A 14,027-nucleotide genomic window follows, 5' to 3' on the forward strand; every position below is an offset into this window, starting at 1 on the left:
CGATGATCGAGGAGCTCATCGCCATCGGGCATCGTCCGGCAGACGTCTGGGAATATTCGCCACGCGAGATCGCCGGCTATCTTGTCTTGGCGGGCGAGCGGCGTAAATCAGAAGCGTCGGAACAACTGGCGATCGCCACAATGGCTGCTCGTAGCGATCCGAAAGAGATCAAGAAACTGCTCGACAAAATGGCAAGGAGCTAGTCGCCGGCCGGCTTGAAGAAATCGACGCCGGTCAGCTGCGGCGTGCCGCTGGCGGACTTGCCGACCGTGCCTTGCGCGGCGACATCGCAAGCGGCGTCGGTCAAGACGCTGGTGCAGTGCTGGAACAGGGGCCGCAGATCGTCGCGGTCGACCCAGGGCGGCGTCAGCGTGACGTTGCCGCCGGGCAGCTTCAGCAGCATGAACTGGTCGCTGGCCACCACGACTCGGCCTTTGGTGATGACGACGTCGCGGCCGATCAGATCCGGCCACGACACCATGAACTCGACCGGATCGATCAGCGTTCGCTCGGCGGCCGTGGCCGTCGTCGCTGCCAGTACAAGCAGTAGCCAAACAATTCTCATGTGAATGTCCCTCCCGCCGCGAGTGAAGCACGGAAGACAGGCCGAGGGCAAATGGCGCGGTTGCGGTATCAGAGAAAGGACGGCGAGTTCGCGCAGGCGATGGTCGCCAATGGCGACCCGATCGCCGCCGCCGGCACCGCCGCCGTCACCGAGGCCGGCGACATCGTCAAGCGCGACGGGCGCCACAACATCGCCGCAGCCGGCTTCTCGAAGCGCTGGCAGAACGCGCTCCGCGTCAACGTCTATCCCCGCCGCCGCAATTCGATGAGCGCGGCTGCGCTGATCTTCCACAACATCCGCTATGCCGGCGTGTTCGAAGACCCGACGACCATCGTTGGTCATCCCAGGCTGTGGCTGCCGCTCAAGGACACGCCGAAGCGCGCCGGCCGGCAGAAGATGACGCCGGCGCTCTACATCAGGACCATCGGGCCGCTGGTGTCGATCGAGCGGCCGGGCAAGCCGCCGCTGCTGGCCGGCAAGATCGCCACAAGGCGCGGCCAGGTGGCCGGCGGCAGGGTCAAGGTCACGACATCGGCCTTGAAGCGCGGCGGTGCCGGTGCCCCGTCGACCCTGGTGCCGCTGTTCATCGGCATCGACCGCGTCAACATCCGTGATCGATTCTCGATCCGGCAGATCACCGAACGCGCCGCCGCAAGGTTAGGCGCCCTCTATCTCAAGAATTTGAGAGTCACCTGATGGCCAGCAAGACCATTGTCCAGCGCATTTCGCTCGAGGGCGGCGATGCCATCAAGGACCAGTTGAAGGCGCTCGGCGATGCCGGTGAAAAGGCCTTCAACCAGATCAAGAACGCCGCCATCAAGGCCGATTTCGGCAAATTCTCGGCCAGCCTCAACAAGGTCGGCACTGATCTGGCCACGGTCGGCCGCCGCGTTGCGCTGCTCGGCGCCGGCCTGACGGCGGCCGCAGCGGGTGCGGGTGCGGCGGTGCTCGGCCTGGCCAAGTCGGGCGGGGAGGCGGCGGACGCCGCCGGCAAGGCGGCGGAAAAGACCGGCCTGCAGGTCGATGCCTATGGCCGGCTCGAATTCGCCGCCAAGCAGGCCGATGTCAGCCAGGAAGAGCTGGTCTCCGGCATGTCGAAGCTCAACAAGGCGATTGCCGAGGCGGCGGACCAGACCACCAAGGCCGGCGACGTGATCGACGCCAGCGGCGTCAAGGTGACGCGCTTCGGCGGCAACATCAAAAAGGCGGCCGAGGCCACCAAGAAAAGCGGCAGCGTCTTCGACAAGCTCGGCGTCAAGATCAAGGACGCCAACGGCCAGCTGCGCAGCAACGAAGCCATCGTCCAGGATGTCGCCGAGGCGTTTTCGCGCATGCCCGACGGCGCGCTGAAATCGGCGTTGGCCATCGAACTGTTCGGCAAGAGCGGCGCCAACCTCTTGCCCTTCCTCAACCAGGGCAAGAAGGGCCTGATCGACCTTGGCGCCGAGGCGCAGCGGCTGGGCATCGTCTTCACCAAGGAGCAGGCCGAAATCGGCGACGCGCTCGGCGATACGCTGGATTCGGTGACGGCGGCGGCAGCGGGCATCCGCTTGCAGCTCGGCCTGATCTTCGCGCCCGGCGTCACCGCGCTGGCCGAAGGACTGCGCGACATCATCACCGAAAACAAGGATGCCATCCTGGCCTTCGGAGCGGCGCTCAACGCCAAGCTGCTGTCGGGCATCAGCGACCTGCTGTTCGCGCTGATCGGCGCCGACGCCAAGGTCAAGAACCCGTGGATATTGACCTGGCGCGACGCCATCCTGCAGTTCGGTCGCGACTTTGCCAGCGTGATCGGCACGGTAGTGCTGCCGCTGTTCAAGGCGGTGCATGACGCGGCGACCGGCGTCGCAACGGCCTTCAATGCCATCTTTGGCACCAAGATCACCGGTGGCCAGCTGCTCATCGGTGTCGCCCTGCTGCAGTTGCTCGGCGTGTTCCGGCTGATCGCCTCGACGTCAGGCCTGGTCGTCGCCGCCTTCCGGCTGATCGCTACCGTTGTCGCGACCATCTTCTCGGAGGGCGTGATTGCCGCCGCCTCGACCTTCTTCTCGACGATCATCACCGGCGCCACGGCCTTCCTCGGCTTCGTTGTCGGGCTCATCTCATGGCCGGCACTGATCATCGCCGCGCTGGTGTCGGCCGGCATTGCCGCCTTCGTCTTCTGGGATGATATCGTCGCCGCTGCTCGCAATGCCATCGCGGCGATCCAGCAACTGTTTTCGCCTGGCAATCTGACCAAAGTGTTTGACGGTCTGCTCGAGGCCGCGAAAACCGCCGGTGGCCTGTTCGTCGACCTGTGGAAATTGCAGATCGAAGCCGTCGGTGTCGTCTTCGAGGGGCTGGCGCAGGTCGTCACCGGCTTTGTCGAAGGCGTGGTGTCGGCCATCTCAGGCCTGGCGGCACAGTTGTTGCCGTCCTGGACGCAGATCGGCATCGATGGCGGCGGCATCTGGACGGCCATATCGGGGCTTGCCGGCCAGGCGCTGACCGCCATCGTCGGCCAGGTGACCGCGCTTGCCGGCTTCCTGGCGCCGATCTGGGATGGCATCGCGCTCGCCGGTTCGGCGGTGTGGACGACAATCGGCACCGCCGCCGCGACCGCCTTCACCGGCCTGACCACGATCGCCACTACGGCGATCTCGGCGGTGTCCGACACGATCGGGTCACTGATAGGCGCCGTCGTCGACAGTTTTACCGGCGCCACCAGCCAGGTCGTGCAGGCAGCCAACGACATCGCCGCCGCGATCGCGCGCGCCACCGAGATTTCCGGCGATGTCGCTGGCGCCTCAGCCCTTGCCGATGCTTTGGTGGCGCCGTTCCGCACGGCGCAGGCCGCCATTGACCAGATCATGGCGGCCATCCGCAGCCTGGTGCAGAACGGTTTTTCAAGCCTGGGCTCGCTGGTCAGCAGCCTGGCCGCGCAGATCGATTCGGCCATCGCGCGCATCCTGTCGGCCTTGCGCGCGGCCGCCGCAGCGGCGGCCAGCCTGCGGGCGCAGGCGGCCTCGTCGGGCGGCGGCGGTGGGGGTTCGCAGGGTTTTGCCTCGGGCGGCCACGTCCAGGGCGCCGGCGGTCCGCGCACAGACTCGATCCTCGCCTGGCTGTCCGACGGCGAATTCGTCATCCAGGCGGCGGCGGTGAAAAAGCTCGGCCTCGGCTTCCTGCAAGCGCTCAACAACGGCGTGCTGCCATCGATGAAAGGCCTGCGCGGCTTTTCGCTGGGCGGCCTGGCCAGCGGCGTCAACCGCTCGATGGCAATCCCGCGCTTTGCCAATGGCGGCCTGGCGCGCATGAACCTGGCGCCAGCCTCCGGATTCTCCGGCAAGACGGTCGCCATAAAACTCCAATACGGCCCGACGCTCAACGATGTCATCGACCTGATCGGCGAGAATGACTCGGTGCGGAAATTCCAACAGTTCGCGCTGGGCGAGCAGATGACGTCAGCAGGCCGGAGGCCCGGCAAATGATCGGCGCAAACAATCTCACCGAGCTGCGCCTCGATCCGATCGGCGTGCCGCCTTACAGCGCGCGCAACATCACCCAGACGCTTGAGCCGATCGATGGTGCCGCGCAGCTTGCCCGCACGGTCAATGGCACGCTGATCGACCTCGCCGACGGTACCTATCGGAAATACAAGTCGAACATCTCCTGCACCGATCAGCAGCAGCCGGCGCTATCCGGTATTTGGCCGGGCATGGTGGTGACCGTCGATTGCGTGGTCGAGCTCTCGTACCTGACCGCCACCGGCTCGCCGGCGCGCGATGTCGCAGGCAACACCGCCGATCCGGCGGCGCGGGTCGAGGGCGATTTCACCTTCTACCGGCCGCGCCTGACCATGCGTGTCGTCGGCTATCGCAGCAGCCTCGTCGAATGGGACGGCGACGAGGCATGGTCTCTCGATCTCGAGGAAGTCTGATGAAGAATCTCGGCGACCTGTGGTGCTCCCTGCTGTCTGCCAAAACTGTTGAAGAACAGGCCGCGTGGGCACGACAACATGGCCTGCAGCTTATCGAACACGCCTGCCTGCTGTCCGATGTCGGCATCAGCGATACAGAGCTTCGGGTCTCCCCAGACGAGGCGCTGGCCATGTATGCGAGCGCAAACCCTCGCCGCCCGCAGCCGTTTGATCAGGGCTGACACCTATGTGGTTCTTCGCCTGGGTCGACGAGACAGAGACCACCTTCGGCCTTGAGCATCAGGTCGAGGATGAGGAAATCGTCTCGATCTCGCTCACCCACAAGGAGGGCGCGTTCGCCAGTCTCGACATCTCGGTCAAGAACCCGCGCGTCGGCCTGCTCGGGCCGGGCCGCAAGCAATGGGCATGGCTGTCCTGGTCTGACGACAACAATCCGACGGCCGGCGTTTTGCCGCTGCTGTTCGGTCGGCTGGTCGGTGTGCCGCAGCAGATCCAGGGCAATGCCGTGACGCTCACCATCCTGGCCCGGCCGTCCGACTATGATGCACAGAAGCGCGCGCTGGCCGCAGCGATGAAGGTGGCGCCCTACTGGGATCCAATGTTCATAAACGCAGATGCCAGAAGCGACCCAGACACGGTGCTGGAGGGCTATACGCACGCCTGGCATATCGACCGCGTCGACCTGGGGGTGACAGCTTCTGACATCCTCAACGGCGAGGACGGGATCATCGACTTCGCCGGTGAGTTCATCCGGGAAAGCCTGGCTGTCGATCCCGGCGAGCCGCCGCTGACCTCGATCAAGGTGTCGGCCGAAATCAACTGGGCACAGGTCGCGACGGGAACGGTCGATTTCACCAAGCAGCTTGTTGCCGCCTTCACCACGGCAGGATCAGGCAATGGCTATGCCATCCAGTCGCTGACCGGCGACGGGCTGATGCAGGACTATCCCGAGAAGGATGATCGCATCGGCGGCGGCTGGACGTTCGGCGACGGTTCCATTGTGCGCACCGATGGCTTTGTCGTGCCGCAGGACTATCACCAGATCGTCATGACCAACGGCACCGGCCAGTTCCCGATCTGGACCATGAAGCCAGTGTTCCTGGCGGACTATGATGTTTCCCGCAACCGGCAGGAAACGGTGTCGTTCACGCTCACCGCCGATTGCCAGGCCATTCTGACCGACCCTGGCGGGCAGGACGTGACGGAGATGAAGGCCTCGGGCGATGCCGACGAGCCGGTTGACGAACCGACGACCGATTTCCCCGATGGGGCGCCGCCGATCGGAGATGTCCGCAAGCGGGCATACCTCACCACCGAGCGCGGCCGTCGCAGCATTGATTTCCTGATCTGCCGTGCCCGTCGCATACTCCTGGAACGGTCGCGTGCGGTGCAGGTCAGCTTTTCGGCGCCGCTCACCGCTGATCTCGTCGACAGGCTGTCGTGCCGCTACAATGCCGGTATCGCCGATCCGCGCATTCCGGGCGGTGCCGCCACCGGCAAGATCATCGGCTACGCGATCACGGCTTCGAATGGGGCGCCCATCGCATCGATCACCATTGGCTGCACCGTCGGCAAGGGCAACACCGTCACCACGGTTCCCGGTGAGCCTAGCTATGTCGAGGAAGGTTATGTCGAAGACGGCTACCAGGCATATGTCGGACGAACGGTGATGCCGATCGCCGGCGAGGTCACGCTGTCGGAAGACTATCTGTTGGTGCCACCCAACGACGACGGCGTCGACTTCCTCGTCATGGACCCGGCAACGCTGGTCGAGCAGATCACCATCGTCAATCCGCTGCCGACGCAAGCCGCTGTTCTTGGGGCCTTCAAGCCAGACCTGTCAGCCGCGATCGAGGCGCTGAACCAGGTGTTCACCGAGGTCGATGGCGATTTCAAGGTGCTTAAGGGTGGACCGTTCATCACCGATTATCCGCTCGATGTGAGTGCTCTTGCCGTCCCTAAAACCGTCGACCTCGAGGCCGCCTGATGGTCGATATTCGCGGGCCTGCCAATCCTTGGCGCGCCGGCCGCAATTCCAGCGGCGCGCGTCTGTTTATTTCCGACGGCGGCGGCAATGGCGATGGTGTGCTCAAACGCGCTCTGGCCAAGATCAAGCCGGACGAGGGTGGCGATGCGCATTTCCGCTTCGGCAAGGCATCGCGCTTCACGCTGACGACACCGGAGCAGAAGACGCAGCCTGGAGCAACCGTCACATGGCCGGACGACGGCAACCAGGACGATGAGCCGAAGGAAATCCACATCATCGAATTTGATGAGGTCTCGCGCTGCTGGGAGACAATCCGCGTCGAGAATCCCGACGATCCTGAGCAATATGTGATGGTCCGCAACACGCTGCGCGTCGTTTTCCTCGGGCGAGATGACGGCCTTTACCGGGCTTTCAATCTGGCCCCGGCGGACGCGTACAAATAATGGTGTCCTATGGCTCGGTCGCGCGTCCGGTCAATCTTGGGCCGTTCAGCCGCATTGTAGAGGTGCATTGGAAGCAACTGACGCACATCGCCTTCAAGGTGCATGTCAAATCTAGCGTGACTGTCGCTTTCGATCCTGTCTCATGGACAGACGAATTCTATGTGACGCCGATCACCGGCACCAGCATCTATCTGACCGCCGCTGATCTGGTCTACGGCACGCCGCCAGTCAGCAGTTTCCAAGGCTGGAACGGGCACTCGTGGCAGATCGCAACGCCTGACAGCATTCCGGACCCTCCGGCCCTGACAGATGCAAGTTCGACCTATGGCGCATGGGAATATTACGGCGCCAAGAGCACTGAAGACCCACCGGACTTCGCCGATGTTCCGCGCGCCGAATGGGACGCGGCGACCGGCACCGGCACGGGCCTGATCATGCCAGGCGGGACAGCCGAGTTCAAAGAGGGCGCGGTCACCATTCACCTGAATGGGCAGGAAATCACCGGAACGCCTGAGTTCCAGGCGGTCGGCTTGCCGTGGCCGGGGCCGCCGGGTTTCGTCGTCTGGGCCGCAGACTTCAGCCTGTCGACAACGCCGATCGCGCCGGCCGGGTTTTCGCTCACCGACATCGTCGTGATGGTCGATGGCAAGGCCTTCCGCGCCCATGCCTCGGCAGTGGAAACGGTGATGGAGCCTGAGCCATCCACATTGGTTGCTTCAAGCGCGCTCTGGGTGCTGTGCCAGCGCTCTCCCGACGACGATCCGACCTCGTAAGGATTTTCCCATGACAATCATTTACCGCTCGGTGAAGGGTTCGAACCTCACAGCGACCGAGGTCGACAACAATTTCCATGATGTCGACGACCGCATCCAGGCGATGGAGGACAGCCCGCCGGAACCGGTCAACATCTCCAACATCACCGTCACCGGCACCCAGATGACGATCTATCTGGAAGATGCCACCGTCTTCGGACCCTTCACCCTTCCGCAGGCGAATTTCCGGCCGAGCGTCGTGGCGACGATCGAGGAAGACACCGACGGCATTTATGTGCCGGTGCTTGCCGATGCCAATGGCTACAAGCGCTACGCCGGCGATGCCGACCTGACCGTGATGGTGCCGCTCAACGCCGGTGTCGCCTATCCGGTCGACACCGAGATCACGTTTCGCCAGGCGGGCGACGGCACCATCATCTTCGATACCGCAACAGCCGGGCCAACGCTCAACGGCATTGTCGGGTTTCTCAACAGCACCGGCGTCGAGGGCGCAACGGTGACGCTCAAAAAGGTCGCCACCGACGAGTGGGATCTGATCGGCCTGCTTGCCGAGGACGTGACGGCATGACGATCAAGGAGATACGCCAGTGATGCTCGGCACCTTGGCGCAGCGTGGCGCGCCTGCGCAGGGAACACCGGTCTGGGTTCCTTCCGGCGCAGACGATTTCCTCGACTTCGCCAACGCACACTATTTCGCCGCCGGCGCGGAAAGGACGATTGCCAGTCTGCTCGGCGGTGACTTTGACCCTGCTGCTATTTCCGGTTCTGGCATGCGGATCACGCCATCGAACGGCAACCGGCCCAAGGCGATCGGCGTATTGCTGGCTGATCTCGCCGCAGGTCTGGCGGCCGGCTGTACGATCCTGTTCGATCTCAGCTCCGCGACTGATCCGTCCGGCTTCCTGATGTTCATGGCCGATGGCGCCAATGTCGACGATGCCGACGAGGCGATCATTGCCAGGGCCTCCGGCAATCTGAGCGATTACTGGGATCTGTTCGTCGACGATGGCGTGACGGGATCGGGTTCGCACAAGGAAGCGATCACGCTGGCCCGCTCTGTCGGTGGTGGCGATTACGAATATGCCTGGTGCGCCGATGGCGGTGCTGCAACGACGCAGACGGTGAATTACCTCACCCATATGGCATCGGTCGATACCGTGCTGTTCGGCCATGATGGCTCCGGCACCGGCAACTCGCTGAACGACATCTATATCCGCTCGATTACGATCTACCCGGCCATGCTGCCCGCCGATCTGCCGGCGCTCACCGCCTGATTTCCGCACCTTTTTGAAGGATACCGCCGATGGCCACGCTCATCGTTACCCTTTCGCGCATTGATGCCAGCCGCGACTATGACGCGCCGGTGGCGCAAGGTTCCGGCTGCCGCACCGAAACCATCACCATGCCGGCGGACGGCGGACTGACCGCGGCTGGCGAGGAAATCGCCGAACTGCTTGCCGATGCCGATTGCTGGGTGGCGATCGGTGACGATCCGGACGTGGAATCCGCAGACCGCCGCAAGATCAAGGCCGACATTCCCTACACATTCGGCATCCAGAGCGGCGAGAAAGTCGCCGTCAAAGCGGCCTGATGGCCGGCCTCAACCGTCTTGGTCTAGGTCTCGGCGTGCAGGGCTCTGCCCAGGCCGCCGCCGCCAGTGGCCCATCCACCGCCGGTCAACCGATCGGTCTCCTCCTCATCCTGACAAAGGCGCGCTGACATGGCTGACAACACTACGATCACTCCTGGAGTAGGCGTAACCGTTGCCCTCGATGATGTCGGCGGCGTCATGCATCAGCGCGTCAAGATTTCGCTCGGTGCCGATGGTTCCGCCACCGATGCGCTTGGTGGCGCTGGTGCTGTGGCGGCCGGCGTTCAGCGCGTCACGCTCGCCAGTGATGACCCTGCCGTCGCTGGGCTAGGCGCACTCACCGAAACCGCGCCGGCGACAGACACCGCCTCCAGCGGCCTCAACGGGCGGCTACAGCGCATCGCGCAACGCCTGACATCGTTGATCGCCCTGCTGCCGGCATCCCTCGGCGCCAAGACCGGAGCGGCCTCCCTATCGGTTGTGCCGGCATCCGATGCGGCGTTTGCACTGGCGGCCGGGACTGCACTCGTCGGCAAGGTCAAGACCAAGTTCATCGAAGCGGTTTCGGCCACGATGACGCGCCCGAACGACACCAGCGCCTATGCCGCCAACGACGCCGTCGCCAACAGCACGACGGCGGGATCGGTGACGCCGTTCTCGTTCTCGATGTCGGATGTCAACGACGATCTGTTCACCATCGAGCGTTTGCGGCTGATCACGTCCGACACCGGCGTTGCCGGCAAGGCGCTGCGCATGTGGCTGTTCCGCGCCTCGCCGACCGTCGCCGCCGGCGACAACGCGGCGTTCTCCAATCCTCGCTCGACCTTCATCGGCTCGCTCTCCGGCACGATGCGCACCTTCAGCGATGGCTCGGGCGGCATCTTCGTGCCCGATGAGGGATCGCGCATCATCACGCTGCCGACCTCTGGCGCCAAGACCGTGTTCGGCTTGCTGCAGACGCTGGAGGCGGTCGCCTCGCCGCTTGCGCAGTCGACATGGATCGCCACGCTTGAAGGCTTCCAGGGCGCCGCCTGATGACCGCCGCCCCGTATCTGCTCGGCCGGCGTGGTCCCGGCGCTGCCGTCATTGCCGGAGGCGGCTCCGGCGATAGCGATGGCGGCTTTGTCGAGCAGCCTGTCGTCACCACGACCGCTTCCGGCAACACCACCGTAACCGGCAAGGTCAAGCCGGGATCATTCGGCAAGTTCGTCTATCCGCTCGCGACCCTCACGGCCGGCCGGCAATACACCTTCCGTTACACGCCGCAGTTTTCGCAGCTCGCCCAGCAGGGCAAACTGGCGATGGTCGGCTTCGGGCTGAAGAACGGCAACGATTTCCACATCGTCGGCCTGCGCGGCGACGGCTCGACCGGTCTGCACAAATACAAGGTCAACGGCACCCCGCCGAATGGCTGGAACAAGCAGACCGGTCACACCGAATCCGACGGCGGCGCGGCTGCCAATGGCACGCAGGCCGGGCCGAACTATATCAGGCTGGTGGTCTCGGCCGATGGCGCCACCTACAAGTTCCAGACCAGCCCCGACAATGTGACCTACACCGACGAATATACCGGCCAGACGCCGACACCATTCTCCAATGTCTCCGGCGTCCTCACCTTCGGCATCGCGCTGTGGTTCAACAATGCCGATGCCGGGCCATTCTCGATTGTGATTGATCAATTTGCCGATGCGGCGGCGCCGTCCGGCCCGACTGTCACCTATATCGGCACCTTTACCGATATCCTCACGATCGACCCGCACACATTTACCGCCGATGTTGGTGCGGCAGGCCCCAAACTCGTTGTCGTCTGCCCGCACAGCCTTCGCAACGCCGCCGCCCAGCGGACCCTCGTCTCGGTCAGTATCGACGGCACTCTCGGCACCCTTGCCGGGCAAAACGGCATCAACGATGCTCTCAACGAAGGCACGCAAACCGGCATTGCCTATCGCGAGATTTCGACGGGTGGCGTTATCACGATCATCGACGATTGGAGCGCGATCCACTCATTCTCGGCCGCCGATGTCTACACGATCACCGGCTACACCTCGAACGTGCATGTCGATTTCAAGACGGCAACAGGCGACAACCCGACGATCAGCACCCTGACCGTAAGCGCCAATGGCTGCGTCATCGCTTCTGCAAGCGGCGTCGAGCCGGCGACGGGTGCCTTCGCATTCTCTGGTGTCTCGCTCGACCACGATCAGCAATGCGATAGCGGCAATGGCATCGTTCACATGCGCGAGGCAGCGGGCCATGCAACGGGTCTCGCCGCCACCAGCACCTACAACGTCCAGGCGTCCTCGGCGGCCGGCTTTGAAGTCGTAGCTGCGGTATCATTCGTCTGACGAAAAGGGGCCGGCGCGATGAGACGCCGACCCCTCCTAGGCCGATAGCGGGCTTTGGCCCAACCTCCAAAGAAAGGCCAGGGCCGCTATCGCTGACGCGCCGGGTTCAGGCGCGCGCTTGTCTCCGATTAGCTGCCGACACCGGTGGCGGCGTTGCAGCCACCAACTGTCGATGCTTCAAGTGCGGTGCAGAGCGATGAGAAACGACCGTTCACCCATCCGCCGATCGCGAGGACCGTCATGATTGAGGCGACGGCAATGATACCGATGAGGATGGAGTATTCAACCATTGCGGCGCCGCTTTCGTCGTCGCGAAACTGTGCAATCATTTTACGCATGTTACTTCCCCTGTTGTTGACTTCGAACCCCGGAGTTGCCGGCATCTGTTGCCCTAAGCCTCCCCGTCGGAACTTATTTAGCCTCCGCTGATATGCCGAAGTCAAAGAGATTTTAACGCAACGTTAACCGCTAAGACTTGGCGATCTGCTTGCCGGAAAAGGTAAGCGCGTGATTCTGCAAAGCATTTTGGCGATTTAACCATAGCAGCAAGCGATCGGTCCCGAGCATGCCGGCCGGGTGCTCGCGCTTTGCATAGATATACCCCGTTATTTCAACCTGCCCGCGAGGGCGGAAAGGAACTGCCATGCCTATCCCATCCAACTGGATGCCGGACGCCACGATTGCGCGCGTCATCCTTCACTGGACGGCCGGCGCCCACAAGGCGACCGACTTCGACCGCAAGCACTACCATCTGCTGATCGAGGATGACGGCAAGCTGATCCGGGGTATCCCGTCGATCGACCTCAATACGATGCCCAAGGCGCGATCCGGGTATGCGGCGCACACACTCAACTGCAACACAGGCTCGATCGGCGTCTCGATGTGCGCCATGGCCAATGCGATCGAGCGGCCGTTCAGCGCCGGTTCGCAGCCGCTGACGAAGGCGCAGTGGGACATGGCATCGACGGTCGTTGCCGAACTGTGCCGCCGTTACACGATCCCGGTCGGCCCGAGGACGGTGCTGTCGCATGCCGAGGTACAGGCGAACCTGGGCATCCAGCAGCGCGGCAAGTGGGACATCGCTAAGCTTCCCTTCGACCCGGCCTTCGATACAGCGCGCGAATGCGGCGATCGCTTCCGTGCCGAGGTCGTCTCGAAGCTGGGCCGCTAACATCTATGGCGCCCCCGGTGGAGCGGCGGAAGAACGGTGAGCCCTCCTGGCTGTGGCGTCGGGTCATGCTCTACGCCGTTCTTATCTGGGCCTGCTACCAGCTCTTCATCCTGATCAACGCACCGGACACCCGGGTCAACGAGACGATCGCGTGGGGCTGGCAGCTGATCATCATGGTGCTGGTCTTCGGCTACACCGGGTTCGCCACCATGCAGGATGTCGTCGCCATCTACACGACCAGGGCGGCACGTCCCTACGCGGATCCGCCTGTCGAACCGACGCCGGGCCCGGATCAGACAATCACCGTCCAGACGGTCGCCGGACCACAGCAGCAGCAAGGAACGGTTGAATGAGCGAGCCCGAACAGCCGCCGGAGAAGCGCAAGAAACCCAGCCACGTCGGCGTTCCGGCCATCTTCAAGCTGCAGCTGGCGTGCCAGCAGCTCAATGCCGCCTATGAGTCCTACGGCATCTATCTGGTCGGCAGCGCGATCGAACGCCCCGACTGGCGCGACGTCGACGTCGTCATGATTATGAGCGACGAGGAGTTCAAGAGGGAGTTCCCGCACGCCACGGCGTCGACATTCGAGATGGATCCGAAGTGGCTGATCAACTCGATCGCGATCTCCGATTGGCTCTCCAGGCTGACCGGGCTGCCGATCGATTTTAAGATACAGGCGCAGGAATGGGCCAATGCGCTGCATAAGGGTCCGCGCCATGCCCTCGGGATGCGGGTCGCAAGGGAGGCCGACGAATGATCGCTCTCGCCGCAATCCCCTACGTTGGTCCGTTCCTCGCCTTCGCGACCTCCCGCGTCGGCCTGCCGCTGATCGTCGCTGGCGGCGTCATCTTCTTTTATGAAGGCGTCCCGATCGGCCCGTTGCGCGACATCCCGTGGGCAGGTCCTAAGCTCGCCTCGCTCGTCGACGGCCGTGTCGATCGGGAATACGCCGCCGGCGGGAAGGCCGAGGCGGCGCTGTGGCAGGAGAAGCTGCGTCTCGCCGCCATCGCACAGGCGGCCGACACTAGGACGCGCCAGCAGGACATCGACGCCGCGGCACAAGAATACATCGACAAGCAGCACAGCGATGCAGCCCGCATCGCCGAGCTGGTGCGCGCGCAGAAGGATGACGATAATGGTCCGCCCGATCCTACGAAGCCTGCTGTTTGCAAGCCTGCTGGCATCTCTTCAGGGGTGTCAACACGACTGGACGCCGTCGGCCGATAGCCTGCTTCC

The 14,027-nt window shown here is 63.7% G+C and carries 20 protein-coding genes; 17 read left to right on the forward strand and 3 right to left on the reverse strand.

Annotated elements, in window-relative coordinates; all coding sequences use genetic code 11:
- Positions 1 to 2 precede the first annotated feature (2 nt).
- Positions 3 to 203 (forward strand): hypothetical protein, encoded by a 201-nt coding sequence (locus tag EJ079_RS21775; RefSeq protein ID WP_127810112.1) that lies wholly within the window; start codon positions 3 to 5, stop codon positions 201 to 203.
- Here the strand turns inward: EJ079_RS21775 and EJ079_RS21780 are convergent.
- Entirely contained in the window at positions 200 to 565 is a 366-nt protein-coding gene (locus EJ079_RS21780; RefSeq protein WP_127810113.1) for a hypothetical protein, read from the reverse strand. The two genes, EJ079_RS21775 and EJ079_RS21780, sit on opposite strands and share 4 nt — an antisense overlap.
- A 51-nt stretch (positions 566 to 616) precedes the next feature.
- On the opposite strand from EJ079_RS21780, the gene EJ079_RS21785 reads away from it, so the two are divergent.
- The 12 genes from EJ079_RS21785 (at position 617) to EJ079_RS21840 (ending at position 11,620) form a co-directional block, all read left to right on the forward strand.
- On the forward strand, positions 617 to 1,261 hold the full coding sequence (locus EJ079_RS21785) for a DUF6441 family protein (RefSeq protein WP_127810114.1): 645 nt from the start codon (positions 617 to 619) through the stop codon (positions 1,259 to 1,261).
- Positions 1,261 to 4,032: a hypothetical protein gene (locus EJ079_RS21790; RefSeq protein ID WP_127810115.1), complete on the forward strand. Its 2,772-nt coding sequence runs from the start codon at positions 1,261 to 1,263 to the stop codon at positions 4,030 to 4,032. The genes EJ079_RS21785 and EJ079_RS21790 overlap by 1 nt, the downstream gene beginning before the upstream one ends.
- A complete protein-coding gene (locus tag EJ079_RS21795; RefSeq protein WP_127810116.1) occupies positions 4,029 to 4,481 on the forward strand; it encodes a hypothetical protein in 453 nt (150 codons plus the stop codon). The genes EJ079_RS21790 and EJ079_RS21795 overlap by 4 nt, the downstream gene beginning before the upstream one ends.
- Positions 4,481 to 4,702: a hypothetical protein gene (locus tag EJ079_RS21800; RefSeq protein WP_127810117.1), complete on the forward strand. Its 222-nt coding sequence runs from the start codon at positions 4,481 to 4,483 to the stop codon at positions 4,700 to 4,702. The genes EJ079_RS21795 and EJ079_RS21800 overlap by 1 nt, the downstream gene beginning before the upstream one ends.
- A 5-nt stretch (positions 4,703 to 4,707) precedes the next feature.
- Entirely contained in the window at positions 4,708 to 6,468 is a 1,761-nt protein-coding gene (locus EJ079_RS21805; RefSeq protein ID WP_127810118.1) for a hypothetical protein, read from the forward strand.
- Positions 6,468 to 6,911: a hypothetical protein gene (locus EJ079_RS21810; RefSeq protein WP_127810119.1), complete on the forward strand. Its 444-nt coding sequence runs from the start codon at positions 6,468 to 6,470 to the stop codon at positions 6,909 to 6,911. Before EJ079_RS21805 ends, EJ079_RS21810 begins: the two co-directional genes overlap by 1 nt.
- A complete protein-coding gene (locus EJ079_RS21815; RefSeq protein WP_127810120.1) occupies positions 6,911 to 7,684 on the forward strand; it encodes a hypothetical protein in 774 nt (257 codons plus the stop codon). The genes EJ079_RS21810 and EJ079_RS21815 overlap by 1 nt, the downstream gene beginning before the upstream one ends.
- Before the next feature lie 10 nt (positions 7,685 to 7,694).
- Entirely contained in the window at positions 7,695 to 8,252 is a 558-nt protein-coding gene (locus EJ079_RS21820) for a hypothetical protein (protein WP_127810121.1), read from the forward strand.
- 22 nt (positions 8,253 to 8,274) lie between these two features.
- Positions 8,275 to 8,958, forward strand: a complete 684-nt coding sequence (locus EJ079_RS21825; protein ID WP_210214650.1) for a hypothetical protein — start codon at positions 8,275 to 8,277, stop codon at positions 8,956 to 8,958.
- 29 nt (positions 8,959 to 8,987) lie between these two features.
- Positions 8,988 to 9,275, forward strand: a complete 288-nt coding sequence (locus EJ079_RS21830) for a hypothetical protein (protein ID WP_127810123.1) — start codon at positions 8,988 to 8,990, stop codon at positions 9,273 to 9,275.
- Positions 9,276 to 9,404: 129 nt separating this feature from the next.
- The gene (locus tag EJ079_RS21835; RefSeq protein WP_127810124.1) at positions 9,405 to 10,310 is read left to right on the forward strand and encodes a hypothetical protein; all 906 of its coding nucleotides are present in this window, start codon (positions 9,405 to 9,407) and stop codon (positions 10,308 to 10,310) included.
- Positions 10,310 to 11,620 carry a hypothetical protein gene (locus EJ079_RS21840; protein ID WP_127810125.1) on the forward strand — a complete coding sequence of 437 codons (1,311 nt, stop codon included), beginning with the start codon at positions 10,310 to 10,312 and terminating at the stop codon, positions 11,618 to 11,620. The genes EJ079_RS21835 and EJ079_RS21840 overlap by 1 nt, the downstream gene beginning before the upstream one ends.
- Positions 11,621 to 11,748: 128 nt before the next feature.
- Here the strand turns inward: EJ079_RS21840 and EJ079_RS21845 are convergent, their stop codons facing one another.
- Both EJ079_RS21845 and EJ079_RS33385 read right to left on the reverse strand, forming a co-directional pair.
- A complete protein-coding gene (locus tag EJ079_RS21845) occupies positions 11,749 to 11,958 on the reverse strand; it encodes a Flp family type IVb pilin (RefSeq protein WP_127810126.1) in 210 nt (69 codons plus the stop codon).
- Between the two features lie 130 nt (positions 11,959 to 12,088).
- Positions 12,089 to 12,265, reverse strand: coding sequence for a hypothetical protein (locus tag EJ079_RS33385; RefSeq protein ID WP_164873831.1), 177 nt, complete (start codon positions 12,263 to 12,265; stop codon positions 12,089 to 12,091).
- Between EJ079_RS33385 and EJ079_RS21850 the strand changes: the two genes are divergently transcribed.
- The 4 genes from EJ079_RS21850 to EJ079_RS21865 all read left to right on the forward strand — a co-directional run bounded on the left by EJ079_RS21850 (position 12,264) and on the right by EJ079_RS21865 (position 14,018).
- Positions 12,264 to 12,791, forward strand: coding sequence for a peptidoglycan recognition family protein (locus EJ079_RS21850; RefSeq protein ID WP_127810127.1), 528 nt, complete (start codon positions 12,264 to 12,266; stop codon positions 12,789 to 12,791). The two genes, EJ079_RS33385 and EJ079_RS21850, sit on opposite strands and share 2 nt — an antisense overlap.
- A gap of 65 nt (positions 12,792 to 12,856) precedes the next feature.
- On the forward strand, positions 12,857 to 13,144 hold the full coding sequence (locus tag EJ079_RS21855; protein ID WP_127810128.1) for a hypothetical protein: 288 nt from the start codon (positions 12,857 to 12,859) through the stop codon (positions 13,142 to 13,144).
- The gene (locus tag EJ079_RS21860; protein WP_127810129.1) at positions 13,141 to 13,548 is read left to right on the forward strand and encodes a hypothetical protein; all 408 of its coding nucleotides are present in this window, start codon (positions 13,141 to 13,143) and stop codon (positions 13,546 to 13,548) included. The genes EJ079_RS21855 and EJ079_RS21860 overlap by 4 nt, the downstream gene beginning before the upstream one ends.
- On the forward strand, positions 13,545 to 14,018 hold the full coding sequence (locus EJ079_RS21865) for a hypothetical protein (RefSeq protein ID WP_127810130.1): 474 nt from the start codon (positions 13,545 to 13,547) through the stop codon (positions 14,016 to 14,018). Before EJ079_RS21860 ends, EJ079_RS21865 begins: the two co-directional genes overlap by 4 nt.
- Positions 14,019 to 14,027: the final 9 nt, after the last annotated feature.

The sequence above is a fragment of the Mesorhizobium sp. M7A.F.Ce.TU.012.03.2.1 genome, from assembly GCF_004006095.1.
In the GTDB taxonomy this organism is placed as follows: domain Bacteria; phylum Pseudomonadota; class Alphaproteobacteria; order Rhizobiales; family Rhizobiaceae; genus Mesorhizobium.

Coding starts and splice junctions, on each gene's coding strand:
- EJ079_RS21825 (WP_210214650.1), top strand. CDS start 8,275: ATGCTCGGCACCTTGGCGCAGCGTGGCGCGCCTGCGCAGGGAACACCG.
- EJ079_RS33385 (WP_164873831.1), bottom strand. CDS start 12,265: ATGGCAGTTCCTTTCCGCCCTCGCGGGCAGGTTGAAATAACGGGGTAT.
- EJ079_RS21805 (WP_127810118.1), top strand. CDS start 4,708: ATGTGGTTCTTCGCCTGGGTCGACGAGACAGAGACCACCTTCGGCCTT.
- EJ079_RS21845 (WP_127810126.1), bottom strand. CDS start 11,958: ATGCGTAAAATGATTGCACAGTTTCGCGACGACGAAAGCGGCGCCGCA.
- EJ079_RS21795 (WP_127810116.1), top strand. CDS start 4,029: ATGATCGGCGCAAACAATCTCACCGAGCTGCGCCTCGATCCGATCGGC.
- EJ079_RS21785 (WP_127810114.1), top strand. CDS start 617: ATGGCGCGGTTGCGGTATCAGAGAAAGGACGGCGAGTTCGCGCAGGCG.
- EJ079_RS21775 (WP_127810112.1), top strand. CDS start 3: ATGATCGAGGAGCTCATCGCCATCGGGCATCGTCCGGCAGACGTCTGG.
- EJ079_RS21850 (WP_127810127.1), top strand. CDS start 12,264: ATGCCTATCCCATCCAACTGGATGCCGGACGCCACGATTGCGCGCGTC.
- EJ079_RS21815 (WP_127810120.1), top strand. CDS start 6,911: ATGGTGTCCTATGGCTCGGTCGCGCGTCCGGTCAATCTTGGGCCGTTC.
- EJ079_RS21865 (WP_127810130.1), top strand. CDS start 13,545: ATGATCGCTCTCGCCGCAATCCCCTACGTTGGTCCGTTCCTCGCCTTC.
- EJ079_RS21780 (WP_127810113.1), bottom strand. CDS start 565: ATGAGAATTGTTTGGCTACTGCTTGTACTGGCAGCGACGACGGCCACG.
- EJ079_RS21855 (WP_127810128.1), top strand. CDS start 12,857: ATGCTCTACGCCGTTCTTATCTGGGCCTGCTACCAGCTCTTCATCCTG.
- EJ079_RS21835 (WP_127810124.1), top strand. CDS start 9,405: ATGGCTGACAACACTACGATCACTCCTGGAGTAGGCGTAACCGTTGCC.
- EJ079_RS21800 (WP_127810117.1), top strand. CDS start 4,481: ATGAAGAATCTCGGCGACCTGTGGTGCTCCCTGCTGTCTGCCAAAACT.
- EJ079_RS21860 (WP_127810129.1), top strand. CDS start 13,141: ATGAGCGAGCCCGAACAGCCGCCGGAGAAGCGCAAGAAACCCAGCCAC.
- EJ079_RS21790 (WP_127810115.1), top strand. CDS start 1,261: ATGGCCAGCAAGACCATTGTCCAGCGCATTTCGCTCGAGGGCGGCGAT.
- EJ079_RS21830 (WP_127810123.1), top strand. CDS start 8,988: ATGGCCACGCTCATCGTTACCCTTTCGCGCATTGATGCCAGCCGCGAC.
- EJ079_RS21820 (WP_127810121.1), top strand. CDS start 7,695: ATGACAATCATTTACCGCTCGGTGAAGGGTTCGAACCTCACAGCGACC.
- EJ079_RS21840 (WP_127810125.1), top strand. CDS start 10,310: ATGACCGCCGCCCCGTATCTGCTCGGCCGGCGTGGTCCCGGCGCTGCC.
- EJ079_RS21810 (WP_127810119.1), top strand. CDS start 6,468: ATGGTCGATATTCGCGGGCCTGCCAATCCTTGGCGCGCCGGCCGCAAT.